The sequence below is a fragment of the Labilibaculum euxinicum genome, assembly GCF_963678175.1.
Classification (GTDB): domain Bacteria; phylum Bacteroidota; class Bacteroidia; order Bacteroidales; family Marinifilaceae; genus Labilibaculum; species Labilibaculum euxinus.
Genome location: NZ_OY782756.1, coordinates 2,543,889 through 2,563,422 on the forward strand (window position 1 = coordinate 2,543,889; position 19,534 = coordinate 2,563,422).

The following is a 19,534-nucleotide window of genomic DNA, read 5'->3' on the forward strand; positions in this document are numbered from 1 at the left end:
TGAGGCTCTTTTAAGTTTAGTTATTTTCCCGGACATTGAGAAATAATTCCTGGATCCAGATTTTGGTTACCATATGACTTATCGAAATTAGTGGAAAATTTATTTGCTAATTTTTCGGCTGTTTTTTGATATTCGTCTTGGTTTTTCCAAGTGTTAATTGGGTTAAGAATTTCGCTTGGTACATTTTCACAAGATGTTGGAATGTTCAAGTGGAATACTTTGTTCTCAATAAAGTCTACTTTATTTAATTTGCCTTTTAAAGCCGCATCAACCATCGCTCTGGTGTACTTTAACTTTATCCTTGATCCGGTGCCGTATGAGCCTCCGCTCCAACCGGTATTAATCAGGAATACGTTGGTATTGTGTTTATCCATCTTATCGCCAAGCATTTCGGCATAAATGTTAGGATTACACGGCATAAATGGCTGACCAAAAAATCTCGAAAAGGTTGCCTGTGGCTCTGTAACTCCTGTTTCAGTACCTGCCAGTTTCGAAGTATATCCCATTAAAAACCATAGCATCGCCTGCTCTTTGCTTAGTTTTGAAATTGGAGGAATTACTCCATAAGCATCAGCAGTCAAAAATAAAATCGTATTAGGATGACCGGCTTTCGAACTTTCCTTAATATTATCCAGGAAAGAAAGAGGATAGCTTGCTCTTGAGTTTGGAGTGTATCTGTCATCGAAAAAATCGATCTCACCATCAGGGTAAATCATGGCATTTTCAATTATAGCTCCATGCTTGGTGTAATCTGCCTTATGCATTACTGCTTCATAAATTTCAGGCTCATTTTCTGGTTTGATGTCAATCATTTTTGCATAACAGCCATTCTCAAAATTGAAAATGCCATCATCACTCCAACCATGCTCATCATCTCCAAGTAAGGCTCTTTCCGGATCGGCAGATAAGGTTGTTTTTCCAGTTCCTGAAAGCCCCAATAATAGTGCAGAATCTCCATTGACTCCTTCGTTAGCTGAACAATGTAAAGGCAATACTCCTTTAAAAGGAAGATAGTAATTCATTACCGTAAACATCAACTTCTTCATACTGCCCATATAAGATGAACCATAAACAATACCTATCTTCTTGTCGAAGTCCACAACTACACAGATGTCGGAAGTTTCTCCATTTGGTTGGTCACGAACCAAACCTTTGTAGCGATCTTTATCCAATTTATCTTTTGGCAGTGCAATTAAAAAGAATTGCTCATCAGCAAAGATCGATTGGTTGATGTCATCAGGAGTTGGTCTAAACATATTGTCAACAAACACTTGACTTAGTGCTTTATCGCAAATAGTTTTTACACGCAGTGCATATTTAGAATCTGCACCAATTACTCTGTCTGTTGTAAATATAGTCTTCTTCTTACCAATTGTTTTTAGGGCATCTTCAAAAATTAACGCAAACGTTTGCGGATTCATGCCGATATTGTTTGGAGAAGACCAGTCTATATTTAACTCACTTTCAGGATTTCTTACAATGTAAGTGTCCTTAGGACTTCTTCCTGTAGAATTTGAAGGAGTCCAAGTGGCCAATGCACCATTTCTGGTTAAAACGGCCTCTTTGTTATCTACTGCTAAAGATATAAGAACTTCTCTTGGTAGATTTTCCCGAATGTTGGAATGCAGTTTTAACGATTTTTTTAAATCTTCAATCATGCTAATTTCAATGGTGTTCATGTAACATTTTTTTTAGGTTTGGTATTCAAAAGTATGACTATATATAGATTAATCCTACTATGTATATATTATTTTTGCATTTTTGTTGTATTATTTTTCAATAAGATTTTGTAGTTTTACCGTGGCAAAGATTGGTTCGAACAGGTTCATTAACAGTGGGTTTCTCTAATTTTTAAATTTGTATTGTTAATTACATAAATCTTCATTATCTGAAATACAATCGTTTGCGTTGATTATATTATTATAAGTAAGACTCTTTTTTATCTTTAGAATTACGCTGGCAAACCTTTCATTAAATTAGTACAGAACTGATTTTTTTTATGAAAAAAACCTCCAAAAGTTATCTTTTGAAGGTTTTAAAAATATGTGTATCGTATTTTAACCATTACCTGTTGTCAATAATGGTTATTTTTAATACAAATTAGTCTTTTGAACGAGGATGGAAATTTTTAATAGTTTCCTTTAAGTATTCTCTATCCAAATGAGTATAGATTTCTGTAGTAAGAATAGATTCGTGTCCTAACATTTCCTGTACAGCTCTTAAGTCAGCACCACCTTCAACCAAATGCGAAGCGAAAGAGTGACGGAAAGTGTGAGGAGAAACATTTTTCTTCAATCCAACTTTTTTAGATAAATTCTTAATGATAGTAAAAATCATAACACGAGAAAGTTTGCGACCTCTGCGGTTTAAGAAAAGAATATCTTCACTATCCTTATCGATATTTAATTTTCCACGATAGCTCTTAAGATATATCTTGATTTCTTTTTTCGCTTTTTTTCCAATTGGAATTAAACGCTCTTTGTTACCTTTTCCATGAATTTTGATAAAACCCATTCTAAAATGCAGATTGGAAACACGCAGATCAATTAATTCTGATACACGTAATCCACAAGAGTAAAGTGTTTCAAGAATAGCTCTGTTTCTTTGACCTTCAGCTTTGTTCATGTCAACTGCCTTAACTAAAACATCAATTTCTTCAGTTGTTAAGGTGTCAGGCAGTTTACGGCCAATTTTTGGAGCCTCTAATAATGCAGTAGGGTTCTTTTCAATAATTTCTTCTAATAATAAGTATTTAAAAAATGCTTTAATACCAGAAATAACACGAGCTTGAGTTCTAGGACTTGTACCTGCATCATTAATCCATGCAACAAAATCTTTCAAGTGTTGAAGAATAACTTCCTCCGGAGCAACCTCCATGTTCTTTTCTCTGAAGAAGGTTGTCAGTTTTGTAATGTCATTAATATAAGCATCTACCGAGTTCTTAGAGAGGTTCTTCTCCAAAGTTAAGTAGGTCTTAAAATTTTCAATTGTTGTTGTCCATTTCATTTTATTCAGTTTTTAGTATGTAGTTTAGTTGTAAGTAATACCATTTTATTATTAGTTTTACTCAAGTACTAATAATATACGAATTCTTTATGATAAAACTTGTCTGCAATTTAAAAAAATATTACGTAAGCTGACAATTTTTTTAAGAGCTCTTTATGTTTAACCTTAAAATACTTTGACTAGATGAATTTTTTGATCATTAACGGCCCTAACCTTAATTTGCTCGGAACCCGCGAAAAATCTATATATGGCGAGATCTCGTTCGAAACTTATTTTGAACAGCTGCAGGTGTTATATAGTAAAATCAAACTTGAATATTACCAGTCTAACATAGAGGGGGAATTGATAAATGAGATACATCGTGTAGGTTTTAGTTATGATGGAATTGTTCTCAATGCAGGTGCCTATACTCATACCTCTCTCGCCCTTGCTGATGCTATATCTGCTGTAAATATACCGGTTGTAGAAGTTCACATTTCTAATGTACATAAAAGAGAGTTGGTGAGGCATTCTACTATGATTGGAAAGGCCTGTTTAGGTACTATTTCCGGTTTCGGAATGGATTCATATCGATTGGGAATTGAAGGGTTATTAAATTTTTGTGACAAAAGGTAATATTTTTTTGATAAATGATTTTTTTGTATGTTTTATATTATGGGTAAGTAGTTGATAGCTTATTAAATTGGTTTTGAGAAATTGAGTATCTTTGCAGTGCCAAAACTAAAATTGAAAGAGTTACTCGATGAAGAAGCACACGAAAATTATTGCTACTATTTCCGACAAAAAATGTGATGTCGAATTTTTGACAGAGTTGTTTGAAGAAGGAATGAACGTAGTTCGGCTAAACACGGCTCATCAGACTCATGATGATGCTATGAAGGTTATTGAGAATGTACGAAAAGTATCTGATAGGATTGCTTTGCTCGTAGATACTAAAGGCCCTGAGATTAGAACTATTGATGTTAAAGAGGAAATTCACCTTAAAAAGGGTGATTTAATTAAGATGAAAGGGAGCGACAATCTTCCCTGCACAGAGTTGTGTATAATGGTTAGTTATGAGGATTTTGTAAAAGATCTTGAAATTGGAAAGAAGATATTAATTGACGATGGTGAATTAGAATTGTTGGTAGTTGATAAGGATGAGCAATTTTTGACTGTAGAAGCACAAAATGCAGGACCCGTTAAAAACCGCAAGAGTATAAATGTTCCTGGTGTATCAATAAATTTACCATCTTTGAGTCCTAAGGATATTGAATTTATTCATTTTGCTATTGCGCAGGACATTGATTTTATTGCTCATTCGTTTGTTCGTAACAAACATGATGTTCTTCAAATTCAAGGAATTCTTGATCAGCAAAATTCGGATATTAAAATTATTGCAAAAATTGAAAATCAGGAAGGGGTTGACAATATTGATGAAATATTGGAACATGTATATGGTATCATGGTTGCCAGAGGTGATTTAGCCATTGAGATTCCTGCCCAAAAAATTCCTGTAATTCAACGAAAAATTATTCGTAAATGTATTGAGAGAAAGAAGCCTGTAATTATTGCTACGCAAATGCTTCACTCAATGATTAATAATCCAAGACCTACAAGAGCAGAAGTTAGTGATATTGCCAATGCCATTTACAATAGAACCGATGCGATCATGTTAAGCGGTGAAACTGCCTATGGAGACTATCCTGTTGATGCAGTTCGGGTAATGAAATCGGTAGCAATCGAAGTGGAGAAAGAGCTTTATCCAGATACCAAACAAAATTTTGTGAGAAGTAATCATGAACTTTCGGCTATTTTAGCCCGCTCTGCAGTAAAAGCATCTCAGTTATTGCCGGTTAAAGCAATTGTAACCGATACTCTAACCGGTAGAACCGGAAGATATTTATCTGCTTATAGAGGAACACTTCCAGTTTATGCATTGTGCTATTCGAAGCGTGTAATGAGGGAGTTAGCTCTTTCGTATGGTGTTGAAGCGAGTTATCGTAAATTGCTTGTTAGTCGTGATGAGTATGTAAAGCAAACCATGTTTTCCCTAATGGATCAGGGATGTTTTAAAAGCGAGGATATGGTTATTATTATAGGTGGTAGTTTTGGTCCTTCCAAAGGAGTATCATTTATGGAGATCAGTGTTGTTGATCAATTAACGCATAAAGTGTAAAGATATATTTAGAAAAAAATGCGAACCACAATGGTTCGCATTTTTTTTCAATATCGTAAGTAAATAAGAACAAGGGCTATACCAATGCCTATGCCCGTAATTACCAGATTAAAACTTCTTCTGTCTGTTTTAAAAACCAACATGAGTAATGATGATACAAGCAGGCTGCTGAATGAAATTAGAAAGTAGGAAACTGAAGCTCCAAGATTATATCCTGTAAATGGATAAAAAGAAAATGAGCTTCCGTAAACACTCTTATAATGTAGGTTAATTCCAATCCCCAAAATGATGCCAACTAAAGCAAAGAAATTATATCTTATTGTTGATGCAGAACTTTGACTGCTAATTAGATTTTGAATTCCCACCAGTAGAATTGAGAAGGCCAAAATCAATTTAACGGTTGTGCCGGAAAAGGTTATAATCGAAAAATTACAAAGAAGGAGCCCAACAATCGAGCCAATAATTAAGGCAAGTAAAAGAGAAAAATAGGCTTTCCAGTCTTTTATTTGAAAGGAGATTCCGAACAATGCCAAAAGAATAAAAGGTTCGAATGAAGAAAAAGAAATTAAATGATACAGCGCTGATTCAAAGCTTGATAGTATAGTGTTCATCTTTTATTTATTTCCATTTTATAACTACACGACAATTTTCAATGTCCGTGTTTTTCGTTTTGATTACAATTTTTGAGGTGTTATCACTATTTTGGTTGAATATCTCAAGAATCTGATCAAGTTTGGCCTCGTGCAAGTAATTTATCTCCAGCTCGTGAATTGTTTTATTCAATAATATTTCAGAAAGGCAAGAGTCTATTGCCCACTTTATGTATTTTACATTATTCACATGCTGATAGAAATCCAGATCACTATAGTGAATGTGCAGATCTTCTACGTAATTCCCTTGTTCAAGTTGTTGTAATTTACCTAGGCTATGTTCAAAGATAGGATCTTCAGAGTTGACTGGCATTTTAGCAACAATTTCTTGTGGTCTAATCAATCTTTTTGTTTTCGTATTAAGCACCAGCCACGAAGAGGTCGCCTGACCGATAACATCTCCTTTTATGTTATAAATCCGGTATTCCCGATTTCCAAACAAACCATCCGCTCCAATCGACCAGGTTTCAATATCAATATTATCTTTCCACTTGGGAGTTGCAAAAATTTGAACTTTTAATCTTGATAAAATCCAAGCCAAATTATTGGCTTTTAAATCATCAATGCCTTGATTGATTAAATCTACGTGATATCCGGCAATTTCCTGAAAGTAATTGCAGATACTGGTGAGTTTTGCTCTTCCATTTAGGTCTGTATCAAAAGATCCAATCCGGAAGGTTTTTCGGTATTTTCTTATGTCGGTGTTTGATATAGTCATTACAGTAAACGAGTTCTGATTTTTTTTACAATGTATAGTGATCTTAAAAGAAGAAGAACCACAAAAGGTAATATTTCATTAGGAAAAGATTGCGGTATAAATGCCCAGCTTCCTAATATCACTATGAGTATTATTGAATGCAGTAAAAAGTAATAATAAGCTAGCAAAGAGGTTTTTTTTCGGAGTAATGCAAAAACCATTGGGAAGTGAAGAGGGAAGGCCCAAATAATATTCCAATTAGGTCCGGTGGCCTGATGATCTGTAAAAAACCATAAGAAAATTATAAGCCAGCCCAGTAATCCGCAAACGCCAAATATAAAAACATCAAAAATGAACAGATCTTTGTCTTTTTTTAGATATACAAGACTTAAGATTAGTCCAATTAAAGCTAACAATCCAAAAATAAAAACTGGTCTTTGGTACCAATTAGTTATTTTGAAGTTGAGGGCCGGTTTTAGAATAACATTGGTTGATTTTACCAAGGGTTTAATTGTCTCATCCGTCCTTATTTTTGCATTTTCAAAGCCCAGCATCATGTTGTCTGGTAAGAACATATATTGGTAAGGAGTCGCCTCAGCATCACAAGGTATTCCTAGAGCTAAATGGATTCCTAAAAATATCCAGCGACTTTTTTGCATGAATGGATCTAATAGATTCCAAAAGGATTTCGGTTGATCCGAAATTGTGTCGAAAAGAATTGTGCCTGATGTGTTTTCACTAACAATATCCCGAATTCGTGTAGAGCAATTGTCAAAAAGAAAATCGTATCTGTAATATCTGTTTTCAGGTTGGTAATTTTTTAATAAAGCGGTAAACAGTTTCTGCTTCTCAATACTATCAAGATTTAGTTTCTGCTCAACAATCCCTCTTTTCTCATAAATGTATCCGTTTTTAAAACGATCAAACGTTGTGTAGGATAACATATAGTCTAATTTGCCTCTTGCGAATTTCGGATAAAAATTAGGGGTGTTGAAATTGAAAGTACCGTAACCAAAAACCAAATCTATTTTTTTTTCTTCATCTTTTATTCGTAATGCAGAATGACCAAATTGTGAGTATAGTTCATCTCCCGGAGAACAGGTGAGAAGACTGATTTCTGCATTCTTTGATAAATTTTGTCCTGATACATGATTGCCGATTGCCAATAACAAAAATATAATCAACAAGATACGAAAAGAGGCGGTTTTTAATGTCATAATAGTAAAATGTTTACCCTTCGAAGATAAGTATTTTATGAATATTACGAATGTTTTCAATTTTCTATTTTATTGTGATAAAGGAAAATTATTGTTGGAAATATTTGTTACTCTATTTCAACCGGCACCGCAATAATTTGCATGTTGTTGCTATTGCAAATTTTCACTTCTTAAAATATTGGTGAGTAGTTGTTTATCTTATGTGCTTGCCTGACTGCTTTTTTTAGTTACTTCGTCAAAAACATTACATATTGTTTATAAAATATGATATTATTTAACATCTTTATGTGGCTATTTAAACAAATCTAATCTCAACTAAATGAGAAGGCTTTTTTTCGTTATTCTTTTTGTTTCCCAATGTTTCTTTGTCTATTCGTCAAATTCAAAGCGTGATAGTCTAAAACAGCTTATTAACGTTTCCACTGATTTATTAACTTATGATGTGTTGTATCAGTTGGGAGAGGATTATATTTCTGATTATCCGGATTCAGCAATTTATTATGCGGATCAAATTCTGAAGTCTGAAAATTTATTTCTTGATTCAGTTTTTACTATGAAGGCGAACTACCTAAAAGGAAAAGCTTCTTATAGGAGTAGTGATTATTCTAATTCCATCAAATATATTGAAAAAGCAATTTCCTATTGTGTTAAAAATCATGAAAAAGAAAAAGCTGATTGTTATAATATTTTGGGTAATGCGTTAATACAAATTGATAACTATAAACTTTCTCTTAGCGCCTATTTTACAAGTTTAAACATTCGAAATGGATTAGAAGACAGCTTGCTGATTTCTTCTTCCCTAAATAATATTGGGAATGTTTATTTTCAGATGCAGGAATATTCCAAGGCACTTGATTATTATAATCAATCTTTGGTTTTAAAGGAAAATGCCAACAATTTGCAGGGTATCGCTGTAATGCGTAATAATATTGGAAACGTATACCATAAAATGAATGATAGTCTTATGGCGTTGTCGTCATATCTGAAAGCGTTGGATATCATTGAATTTGAAAGCAATGTTGATTGGAAGCCAATTTTACTCGAAAATATTGGTCAGTTGTATCTGGATTGTGGTGATATAAATAAGTGCATGGTTTACTATCACAGAGCTTTGATTGAGTCTGAGCGAAAAGGGGATAAAATTTCTATTGCAAGTGTCAAGTCGTCTTTGGCAATAGCGCATTTAAAGAATGAAGATTATAATGCATCTCTGGGGTTGTTCGAGGAGGCTTTAACAAAAGCAAAAGAAATAGGTGTTGCAAGAATTGAATTGGACTGTTATTACTACATGTCGGAATTGTATGAGAAGAAAAATAATTTTGAGAAGAGTATCCAATATTTCAAAAAGTACGATAAAATAAGAGAGAGGATTTATAGAGAGAATAATAGCAAAGAAATTGCGGAAATTCAGGCGAAATTTCGATTGGAAAAAATCGATACCGAAAATGAGGTTCTGAAACAACGGAATACAATTCAAAGGTTAGAAATAGACAAACAAAAGACCAGAGGTTTATATTTTTTTAGTTTGGGTGTTTTGATTTTATCTCTGCTTATGTATTCAATATACATTAGTCGATTCAGGAAGAAACACAATAAACTTTTAACGGAAAAAAATAAAATTATATCCGACAGAAATAAAAGTCTGACAAGTTTGAATGCTACCAAGGATAAGTTTTTATCTATTGTCGCACACGATCTGAAAAATCCGTTTAATGCAGTACTGGGGTTTACCGATTTGTTAATTGACCGATATGATGAGCTTGAGGATTCAATGAGGCAGGAGTATATTGAAATTGTTCATAAATCGGCTCTTCATGGCTCTTTATTGCTTGATACATTGCTAACATGGTCGAGATCGCAGATGGGGGTGATGGAGTATAACCCTATCACTATTAACGTAAGTCAACTAATAGAAGAAGAAATGGAAGGCCTTGAGGAAAAAGCATATGCAAAAGGCATTTCACTTGAGTTGAATGAAATTAATGCTTCACTTGTTTATGCCGATTCGGATATGATTCGAACTGTTGTGCGGAATTTAGGGAATAACTCCATTAAATTTACGGAGGAAAGAGGAAGAATCATTTTTTCGGTAAAGGCTGAAGAGGGCAAAGCAATTATAAGTGTTGAAGATAATGGAGTTGGGATCAGGCCTGAGGATAAAATAAAATTATTTAATCTTGACTCTAACTATTCAAGGCCAGGAACATCGAATGAAAAAGGAACCGGATTGGGCTTAATCTTGTGTAAAGATTTTGTGGAAAAAAATGGAGGAGAAATAGGTGTGGAAAGTAAAGAAGGAGTAGGGAGTAAATTTTGGTTCACTCTTCCTTTGCGTGTTAATAAAATAGAAAAAAAATCCTCTACCCTTGAAAGAGTAGAGGAGGAATGTATTGTTTGATAATTTATCGCATATCGTTCACTTCCACATCTGGATTTGATTTTGGATCAAAAACAAAATAAGAATCAGCAAATTTTAGGTTAGGAGTCAGCTTTTTAAGTGTAATACTTACATTATTTCCATCTTTCCCAATTGTTTTTAACGATTCAATTTGATTCTTAGCCTTATCGATTCTCAATTGTATCGAGGAGAATTCCCGTTCAGAATTTAAAGGAATGAGGTCTATTACATGGTAAGTAGAAGAATTTACTGTTTCCTCTCTGATGTATTTGTAGTTGTATCCTTTTTCATAAATGGAAAAAATTTGGGCTGGATTTAATCCTTCTTCTTCATTTTCTTCCGGCTCTGTAATGTTTACTTCATTAACATCAATGATGTGTGAAAACATGGTAGTTCCATCATAATAAGTATCAACACCCATAAGTTTAAGACGATATTTATTACCCACAAGAACTATATTTCCTTCCGATACTTCATGGATATCTTCTTCCGCATTATCCATAGAAAAAGTAAATTCTGCACTGATACTTTTAAATTCTTTATTTTTTGCAGAAACTTTATCAAGAATAGTTTTGGCTTTAATATCCTGAGCCGACAGGTTTAAACATATAGCTCCAAAAAGAAGGAAACAAAAGATTTTTTTCATTTTAGCTTATTTTATAAATATTCAAATATTCTTAATCAATAACTGTGCCACGCCGTTATTGCTACACATTACTTAATAATTTTTCCAGCGAATATTCATCTTGAATTAATACTTGTCTGGCTTTACTTCCTTCAAAAGGACCAACAATTCCAGCGGCCTCTAATTGATCCACTATTCTACCTGCTCTGTTGTAGCCGATAGAAAATCTTCTTTGAATTCCTGAAGTTGATCCCTGCTGAGATGAAACAACCAATCGGGCTGCATCTTCAAAAAGAGCATCTCTTTTTTGCAAATCGATATCCATTGCTGAATTTTCGGAAGACTCACCCACATACTCCGGCAAAAACATTGCGGTAGGGTAGGATTGCTGCTTTTGTACGAATTCTGTAACAGCTTCCACTTCCGGAGTGTCAACAAAAGCACATTGTACCCTCACCAGTTCGCTTGTCAGTGAAATAAGCATATCCCCACGACCAATTAACTGATTTGCTCCAGGACTATCAAGAATTGTTCGGGAATCAATCATAGATGCGACCTTAAAGGCAATTCGTGCCGGGAAATTAGCTTTGATAACTCCTGTAATAATATTTGTTGAAGGTCGTTGTGTTGCAATAATCATATGTATTCCAATAGCTCTGGCTAATTGGGCGATACGAGCAATTGGAGTCTCAACTTCCTTTCCCGCTGTCATAATTAAATCAGCAAACTCATCAATAATTACTACAATATAGGGTAGGTAACGATGACCGTTTTCCGGATTTAAATTACGTTTTACAAACTTGGTATTGTATTCCTTTATATTTCTGGCATGTGCCTTTTTCAACAAATCATATCTGGAATCCATTTCAATACATAAGGAGTTTAACGTTGCAATAACCTTATGGATATCAGTAATTATGGGTTCTTCTTCTCCCGGAAGTTTTGCCAGAAAATGTTTCTCGATAGTTGAGTAAATGCTTAGTTCAACCTTCTTAGGATCGATAAGGACAAATTTAAGCTGGGAAGGATGCATCTTATATAAAAGCGATGTAATAATTGCATTCAAACCAACCGATTTTCCTTGCCCTGTTGCTCCGGCCACCAATAAGTGAGGCATTTTGGTTAAATCAAGAGTATAGGTTTCATTCGATATTGTTTTTCCAAGTGCAACAGGAAGTGCATGTGTTGATTCCTGGAATTTTTTAGATGAAATAATGTTCTTCATTGACACGATTTCAGGTGTACGGTTCGGAACTTCAATACCAATAGTTCCCTTACCCGGAATCGGAGCTATAATCCTAATTCCTAAGGCGGATAGACTAAGTGCAATATCGTCTTCCAGATTCTTTATTTTGGAAATGCGTACTCCAGGAGCGGGCACAATTTCATACAGCGTAATAGTAGGACCAATTGTAGCTTTTATCTGAGTAATTTCAATTTTGTAATGACGCAGTGTCTCTACAATTTTATCTTTATTTGATTCAAGTTCTTCTTTACTTACACTCGAATTACTGGCATGATGCGCTTCTAATAATTCGATTGGAGGGTATTTGTAGTTTGAAAGATCAAGCGTAGGATCGAAATCCTCCATAGGTCTGCGCTGAATGCTTACGATTTCTTCTTGTTTGGATACTGTCTCAATCTTTAGCTCCAAATCGTCATCTGCTGTTTTAGGATTGTTTACTTCCTGTTCCAAAATAGTTTCTTCCTCAGGAAAAATCTCAGAATTAATAATTAATTCATCGTCGTCTTCACCTTCTTCATCCTTCTGTTCATCCTTTAGAGTGTGTATTACAGAAGTTAATGATTCTGTTTCATCTTCATCAGATTTGGAGAAGTCTTGGCTTTCTTTACGGTCTGTTTTAGATTTTGGACTAAATATTTTTTTGAAAAAGGAAATTGAGTTTTGAAAGGCAAAGGTAATAAAGGTTAAAAAGCTAAGAACAATTAGAAACAGAGTGCCAACATTACCTATCAAGGATACAAGCCATTCACTTATAAAGTAGCCATGAATTCCTCCCAAGAATAAAAACGAATGCGATGTTGATTGAACAAATGCAAACGACATGAAAACCGAAAACCAAATGCAGAATAGTAAGGTGTATATAATTGTTTTTCGTAATGATTGTATTTTTACTCCCCAAATTCGAAGCGAAAGGACTACGAGTAAATAAAGGAATGAGAATGATGCGATTCCAAATCCTTTGTTTATAACCAAATTGGAAATGTAAGCCCCGGTTTTCCCCGTCCAGTTTTCAACACGTACTTTTGAGTCTGTGATTAATTCGAGCCATTTAATATCTAATTTACTTTGATCAGCTCCTCCTGTAAAAAAGAAGGAGACGAATGCCAATCCAATATAAATAGTAAACAGAGAAAGTGCAATACCAAAAAGGAATTTGGTTCTTTCGTCACTAAGAAATTTTGGGGCTGAGAAGCGCGATTTAGCTTTTGTATTGTTTGTTTTTTTCTTTTTAGCCATTGACTATTTTTTCATTTTTCACAAAATTCGTATTGTGTACGAATTTATGTAAAAGTAATAAAAATGGTATTTAAAACCACAGGAAAATCAGCTTCTAAAAAGATAAGTTTGAAATCAGATGTTAATTAATTGAAATCGACAATGTATTTTTTTAATGTCTTAAGATCAGAAAGGACATATTCCTCTGGAATATTGAAATCTTCCTCACTAACAGCAATCAGATTTATTGATTGTGCTGTGAATTTTGCTTTTACTTGATTCATTGTAGTTTCAAATTCCATGAGTACCCCAGGGATTTGGTACAATGGAGTGTTACGGTTGGGGTCTTTTAGTCCAATCTCCGAAGTGTAGTAAAGACTGACTTGAGTTTTTGATTGATCGGCCATAAAAACGGTTGCTTTTTTACATTCATAACCAGCTATTAGTTTTGTAGAATCATTGTATTCTATTTTTGCCGGAGGAAGCTGACTGTATACAAATGCAACTTCATCTTTAGGAAATTCATAGTTAAGCTTATTACTCAATACCTTTAGTAATATATTACTATTTGGATTGTTGTATTTAGAAAGAAATTTTGTGCTGAAAAAACCAAGATAGCCTTCAGATATGAGGCAAATGTTATTATCCTTAAAGTGCAATTCTACTTTGTTTGGTAAAAGGGCAATTATTGGGTTATCTTTTTCCGAGGAAAAGTAACTAACACTATAGGTAATTATCCCTTCAGTAATTTTATTCTCGGTTTCGGATTTTGTTTTGCATCCCCAGACCAACAATAAAATTAGAATTATAGATAATCCTTGCTTCATAGGATAATGTTTTGGTTAGTGAATATTTATTGAAAACAGATTTGTGCTTTTAACTATAGTTAAATCTATCTGTAAATACAATAAATAGGATTTACTAAAAGTATGAAAACATTGGGGAATACAATATTATATTTTGGCATCTTACATGAAATCGCACGATATCTTTACGAAAATCACATTTTTTGCCGATTAAATTCCACTTTTAACTAATACGTAAATAATTGATAGAGGTTATGCTAAAAAAAATGACCAAGATATTTTAATTTCTTTTTTTTGCGTAAAAATCGATTTTGGGTAAAATAGTTGAACTGGAATGCTGAGTTATGAGAAAAAGTTATCATAACTACTAAAATAGATTGACCTTTGCAAACGAGTGTATTTTAAAGATTATTTGCTTTGAATTTCATGCGTTTAGAGAATTAGGTACTAAACAGTAAATTTAGAAATGTCGTAATGTGTTGAAAAACAGAGGTTGAAAAATATTATAAATGAAAAGGTATTTCATTGTTTTGTTGTTATTTTTTTTAGATTTGCATTGTAAAATGAAAAACATAAAGGAAAAAATAATGAAAAATAAATTAGCAGTTGTAGCATTAGGTGGAAATGCCTTATTGAGGGGGAGTCAAAAAGGGACTGTTGAGGAGCAGACTCAGAACACAATTGATACTCTTGAAAATCTTATTTTTCTTGTTAAAGAAGGGTATGATGTTATTATTGCTCATGGTAATGGCCCTCAGGTAGGTAATATCTTAATGAGAAACGATGCAGGTGAGCAACTTTACAATATTCCTCAAATGCCTTTGGATATTGATGTGGCTGATTCTCAAGGGGGAATTGGTTATATGATTGAGAGGAATTTGCGTAATGTATTAAAGCAAAATGGCATTGAGAAAGATGTGGTGACTTTGGTGACTCAGGTTGTTGTTGATAAGAATGATCCTGCATTTGCTGATCCCTTAAAGCGTGTGGGTAAGATTTATACCAAAGCGCAAGCAGACGAGTTACGCGCTGATAAAGGGTGGATTTTTAAGGAAGAGGTGAAAACAGAGGGAGGATGGAGACGTGTTGTGCCTTCGCCAAAACCTATTCGTGTTTTGAATGAGAAGGTTATTGAAAACCTGGCTCGTCAGGGTAATATTGTAATTACTGTTGGCGGTGGTGGTATTCCGGTTTCTGAAGATGAGAATGGGAACCTTTGCCCTGTTGAAGCTGTAATTGATAAAGATCTTGCTTCGGCATTGATTGGAGCCCGGATTAAAGCGGATGAATTTTATATTCTTACTGATGTTTCCTTTGTTTATCGTGACTTTAGAGGTCCAAATGAGAAAAAACTTGAGTTTTTGAATCATGCCGATACAATGAAATACATGGAAGACGGTACTTTCGCAGAAGGATCTATGGCTCCGAAAATCCGTGCTTGTCTAAGTTTTATTGAAAATGGCGGCGGTAAATCAGTTATTACTGAAGCAACCAAATTGGTCGATAAATCTTACGGAACCAAAATAACAATGGAATACGATAAAAACGACGTAGAGCATAATTTTTAATTAACTATTATTAATATCAGATTATAATTACTTTTGTGATTGTAATTTTTAAAAAATACATACCATGGCTTTTAATTTAAGAAACAGAAACTTTTTGAAGTTGTTGGATTTTACTCCAAAGGAAATGCAATATATGTTGGATCTTGCAAGAGATCTTAAAAGAGCAAAATATGCAGGTACAGAAGTGCAGACTATGAAGGGAAAGAATATCGCTTTGATATTTGAAAAATCTTCAACTCGTACTCGTTGTGCTTTTGAAACAGCAGCTTACGATCAAGGTGCTCACGTTACTTATTTAGGTCCTTCTGGTTCTCAGATTGGTGTTAAAGAGTCAATGGCTGATACAGCTCGTGTTTTAGGACGTATGTATGATGGTATTGAGTACCGTGGATACGGACAGGCAGTTGTAGAGGAATTAGGAAAATTTGCGGGTGTTCCTGTTTGGAATGGTTTGACAGATGAATTTCATCCAACTCAAATATTAGCTGACTTTTTAACTATGACGGAGCATTCAGATAAGCCGCTTAGTCAAATGTCATTTGCATATTTAGGCGATGCCCGTAATAATATGGCTAACTCTTTAATGGTTGGTGCTGCTAAAATGGGTATGGATGTAAGAATCGTTGGTCCTGCTAATCTTCAGCCAGAAGAAGAATTGGTGGCTCAATGTATGGAGATAGCTAAAGAAACTGGTGCTGTTATTACAATTACTGATGATGCGCAAGCAGGAGTTAAAGGATGTGATTTCCTTTATACTGATGTTTGGGTATCAATGGGAGAGCCGGATAAGGTTTGGGAAGAAAGAATTGGTATTCTTAAACCTTATCAGATTAATGCTGATTTGATGACAGTTACAGGAAACGATAAGTGTAAATTTATGCATTGTCTACCAGCGTATCACAACAGACAAACAAAAGTTGGCGAAGAAGTTTTCCAAAAATTTGGTATGGATGGTGTTGAGGTGACCGAAGAGGTTTTTGAATCTCCTGCATCTATCGTATTTGACGAAGCTGAGAACCGTTTACACACAATAAAAGCAGTAATGGTTGCTACTTTAGGAGCATAATTGGGCTTTTTAGATAAAAAGAAAAGGGTAGTCGTTTGACTACCCTTTTTATTTGTTGTTATGTTTTATTATGTGTATTATTTTTGTTTAAAACAAAGGCGTTCTGTATTTGTTAATTTTTAATATATGTAAAATTTTGGTTTTTAAGAATTGGATTTCCCGAAATGCCACGTTTTTTTAGCTCATTTTTAAAACTGCAGCCTCCACAACTGCCTCCACAACTCGATTTCTGTTTTATGAATAAACGCACAAACTGATATATAGTATATCCAGATGCGAAAATCACAATTGCATAAGTTGATATTAATTGAAAGCTCATAATTTTAAAGTATTAAATTGCCTGTTTGGTAAATGATAAAGGAAACCAGCCAAGCTAATCCTGTAGTGTAAAACACAACAAAAGCTGCCCATTTCCAATTGGCTTCTTTAACGATAGTTACGATTACTGCTATACATGGAAAATAAATCAGAATAAATATAAGGAATGATAGAGCCGATAAGCTGGAAAAAACATTCTCGCCTGTTCGATAACTGCCAGCAAATTTTTGCTCCTTCAACTTCGTTCTCAATCCTTCGCTGGTTTCACTTGCGCCTTCTCCTTCCTGATATAGAACCCCCATTGTACTTACCACAACTTCTTTGGCTGCAATACCGGTTAATATACTTACAGTCATTTTCCAATCGAAACCTAGAGGATGCAGAGCGGGTGCAACAAATTGACCGATTTGACCGATGTAAGATTTTTGTTGTTTTTCCTCCAGTTTAAGGTTTTGAATTTTTTGAATCTCTACCTCTTTTTCGGATAGCAGCTGTTTCGTATCATTTTCATTGTCTTGCTGTATGTTGTTTATCCGACTATCAAAATCTTGATTGGTTTCCAATATCATTTTATCGTAATCCTTCGAGAAATTGATCTCTCTGGGGAAATACCCTAAAGCCCAAATTAGAATAGAAGCTAAAAGAATCACACCTCCCATTTTTTGCAGGTATTGAACACCTTTATGCCACATGTGAATTATGGTTGATTTAAGAGTCGGCAAACGATATGGCGGTAATTCCATAACAAAGGGAGCATCTTTGGATTTGAAAAAGCTCGCTTTAAAAATTTTTGCAAAGAAAATCGCAAGAGCTATACCAAAAGTGTAAATTCCGAATAGAACTAATGTTGCATGTTCAGGGAAAAATGTTCCGATTATTAAAATATAAATAGGAAGCCTTGCACTGCATGACATGAATGGGGTGATCAGCATAGTTAGTATTCTGTCATTTCTGTTTTCAAGGGTTCTGGTTGCCATTAATGCAGGTACATTACACCCAAATCCCATTATTAATGGGATAAATGATTTTCCATGCAAGCCAATTTTATGCATTAGTTTATCCATAATAAAGGCGGCTCTGGCCATATATCCTGTGTCTTCCATAAAGGATATAAAGAAGAATAAAATCAGAATGTTTGGCAGGAATACAATTACACCACCAACACCACCAATTATTCCATCTATAAATAAATCTTTTAGCGGACCTTCGGGCATAAATTGTTCAATTAATCCAGCAAAAGCATTTACACCCATATCAATCCATTGCATTGGGTATTCGCCTAAATTGAAAGTGGCGTAAAACGTTAAAAACATGAACACGAAAAAAATCGGAAAACTAAACAGTTTATGAGTGATGAACGTGTCTATTATTGTGGTTTTACGTCTACGTTTAATGGGACTCTCTTTGTAAGTTTCCTTAAGTGCGCCATCAATAAACCCGTACTTCGAATCAGTAATAACAGTTTCGCACACTTCGCCAAATTCTTTTTCAATTTTTTGAATTTCGTCCTTTACGATGTTCTTTATATTGAAATGCCGGTCACTATCCTGTACAAGGTGACGAGCACTTTTGTCAGCTTCCAAAAGTTTAATAGACAGGAATCTAGGAGAGGTTTTTGTGCAGATTTTAGGATCCTTTTTTATTTCATGTTGTATTTTAGCAATCGATCTTTCAACCGATTTACCGTAATTAACATGAATGTGACGTACAATTGGATCTTTGTCTTCGTACACATTTATTACCTTATTAAAAAGTTCTTTTATGCCAGTTCCTTTTGGACTGATGGTTGGAATAATTGGAATGCCAAGCATTTTTGCAAGAGCCTTAAAATTAAGGACAGCACCTTTTTTTTCCAGTTCATCATACATGTTCAAGGCAATAATCACCTTTATATCCATGTCAATTAACTGTGTGGTCAGGTACAGGTTTCTCTCCAGGTTAGATGCATCAACAACGTTAATTACCACATCCGGTTTTTCATTCATAATGTATTTGCGAACAAATAATTCTTCGGGAGAGTAGGCTGTTAACGAGTATGTACCCGGCAGATCAGTGATGTTAAAATGGTAACCATTTTGCTTTACTTTGGCTTGTTTGGCGTCTACGGTTACTCCGCTGTAATTGCCTACGTGCTCTTTTGATCCGGAGGCATAATTGAATAGTGTAGTTTTACCCGAGTTTGGATTTCCAACCAAAGCAATATGGATTTTTTTTCCTTTTTCTTTTGCGGAAGTTTTTAGAATATCATCACTAATAGTTCCTTCAAATCCATTTATCTTAATATCCTTAGCCTCTTCTTTTGTAATTACTTCAATTAAAGATGCCTCACTTCTTCTTAGGGAAACTTCGTACCCCATTATTTGATACTCAACAGGATCTTTAAGAGGAGCATTTTTGATAACAGTGACCTTCTTGCCCTTTACAAAGCCCATTTCGGTGATTCTCTTTCGAAAGGCTCCGTGTCCCTGAACTTTTATTATAATTCCCTCTTGACTATCAGATAATTCGGAAAGCTTCATTCTTATTTATTAATAGATGATGCCGTTAGGCATCTGATAATTGCA

General features: G+C 34.4%; 15 protein-coding genes. 5 read left to right on the forward strand and 10 right to left on the reverse strand.

All coding sequences use genetic code 11. The features are described from left to right. Positions 1-20: 20 nt before the first annotated feature. Both ACY0M5_RS10205 and xerD read right to left on the reverse strand, forming a co-directional pair. Entirely contained in the window at positions 21-1,679 is a 1,659-nt protein-coding gene (locus ACY0M5_RS10205) for a phosphoenolpyruvate carboxykinase (RefSeq protein WP_461631686.1), read from the reverse strand. Between the two features lie 421 nt (positions 1,680-2,100). Beyond that, a complete protein-coding gene (gene xerD, locus ACY0M5_RS10210; protein ID WP_101310857.1) occupies positions 2,101-3,006 on the reverse strand; it encodes a site-specific tyrosine recombinase XerD in 906 nt (301 codons plus the stop codon). Positions 3,007-3,189: 183 nt separating this feature from the next. On the opposite strand from xerD, the gene aroQ reads away from it, so the two are divergent. Beyond that, entirely contained in the window at positions 3,190-3,621 is a 432-nt protein-coding gene (gene aroQ, locus ACY0M5_RS10215) for a type II 3-dehydroquinate dehydratase (protein WP_156197302.1), read from the forward strand. Between the two features lie 127 nt (positions 3,622-3,748). After that, on the forward strand, positions 3,749-5,164 hold the full coding sequence (gene pyk / locus ACY0M5_RS10220; protein WP_461631687.1) for a pyruvate kinase: 1,416 nt from the start codon (positions 3,749-3,751) through the stop codon (positions 5,162-5,164). A 47-nt stretch (positions 5,165-5,211) separates the two neighbouring features. On the opposite strand, the gene ACY0M5_RS10225 is transcribed toward pyk, so the two are convergent. From ACY0M5_RS10225 to ACY0M5_RS10235, 3 genes are read right to left on the reverse strand one after another with little or no spacing between them, the layout of a single operon-like run. Then, positions 5,212-5,775: a hypothetical protein gene (locus ACY0M5_RS10225; protein ID WP_461631688.1), complete on the reverse strand. Its 564-nt coding sequence runs from the start codon at positions 5,773-5,775 to the stop codon at positions 5,212-5,214. 7 nt (positions 5,776-5,782) lie between these two features. After that, positions 5,783-6,532, reverse strand: a complete 750-nt coding sequence (locus ACY0M5_RS10230) for an acyl-[acyl-carrier-protein] thioesterase (RefSeq protein ID WP_461631689.1) — start codon at positions 6,530-6,532, stop codon at positions 5,783-5,785. Then, entirely contained in the window at positions 6,532-7,728 is a 1,197-nt protein-coding gene (locus ACY0M5_RS10235) for an Lnb N-terminal periplasmic domain-containing protein (RefSeq protein WP_461631690.1), read from the reverse strand. Before ACY0M5_RS10235 ends, ACY0M5_RS10230 begins: the two co-directional genes overlap by 1 nt. Positions 7,729-8,047: 319 nt before the next feature. Here ACY0M5_RS10235 and ACY0M5_RS10240 point away from each other — a divergent pair, with 319 nt between their 5' ends. Then, complete coding sequence (locus tag ACY0M5_RS10240) at positions 8,048-10,126, forward strand: tetratricopeptide repeat-containing sensor histidine kinase (protein WP_461631691.1); 2,079 nt, start codon at positions 8,048-8,050, stop codon at positions 10,124-10,126. Positions 10,127-10,130: 4 nt separating this feature from the next. On the opposite strand, the gene ACY0M5_RS10245 is transcribed toward ACY0M5_RS10240, so the two are convergent. The 3 genes from ACY0M5_RS10245 to ACY0M5_RS10255 all read right to left on the reverse strand — a co-directional run bounded on the left by ACY0M5_RS10245 (position 10,131) and on the right by ACY0M5_RS10255 (position 14,039). Then, on the reverse strand, positions 10,131-10,772 hold the full coding sequence (locus tag ACY0M5_RS10245; protein ID WP_156197310.1) for a LolA family protein: 642 nt from the start codon (positions 10,770-10,772) through the stop codon (positions 10,131-10,133). 61 nt (positions 10,773-10,833) lie between these two features. Beyond that, positions 10,834-13,233 (reverse strand): FtsK/SpoIIIE family DNA translocase, encoded by a 2,400-nt coding sequence (locus tag ACY0M5_RS10250; RefSeq protein WP_461631692.1) that lies wholly within the window; start codon positions 13,231-13,233, stop codon positions 10,834-10,836. Positions 13,234-13,358: 125 nt separating this feature from the next. Beyond that, positions 13,359-14,039 (reverse strand): hypothetical protein, encoded by a 681-nt coding sequence (locus ACY0M5_RS10255; RefSeq protein ID WP_156197312.1) that lies wholly within the window; start codon positions 14,037-14,039, stop codon positions 13,359-13,361. Positions 14,040-14,605: 566 nt separating this feature from the next. On the opposite strand from ACY0M5_RS10255, the gene arcC reads away from it, so the two are divergent. Together arcC and argF are read left to right on the forward strand one after the other, a co-directional pair. Next, positions 14,606-15,586, forward strand: a complete 981-nt coding sequence (gene arcC / locus ACY0M5_RS10260; RefSeq protein ID WP_124993805.1) for a carbamate kinase — start codon at positions 14,606-14,608, stop codon at positions 15,584-15,586. A 64-nt stretch (positions 15,587-15,650) separates the two neighbouring features. Beyond that, a complete protein-coding gene (gene argF, locus ACY0M5_RS10265; protein ID WP_461629034.1) occupies positions 15,651-16,652 on the forward strand; it encodes an ornithine carbamoyltransferase in 1,002 nt (333 codons plus the stop codon). A gap of 112 nt (positions 16,653-16,764) precedes the next feature. Here argF and ACY0M5_RS10270 read toward each other — a convergent pair whose 3' ends face one another. Both ACY0M5_RS10270 and feoB read right to left on the reverse strand, forming a co-directional pair. Beyond that, positions 16,765-16,971 (reverse strand): FeoB-associated Cys-rich membrane protein, encoded by a 207-nt coding sequence (locus ACY0M5_RS10270; protein WP_101310868.1) that lies wholly within the window; start codon positions 16,969-16,971, stop codon positions 16,765-16,767. 4 nt (positions 16,972-16,975) lie between these two features. Further along, positions 16,976-19,489, reverse strand: a complete 2,514-nt coding sequence (gene feoB / locus ACY0M5_RS10275) for a ferrous iron transport protein B (RefSeq protein ID WP_461629035.1) — start codon at positions 19,487-19,489, stop codon at positions 16,976-16,978. Between the last annotated feature and the right edge of the window lie 45 nt (positions 19,490-19,534).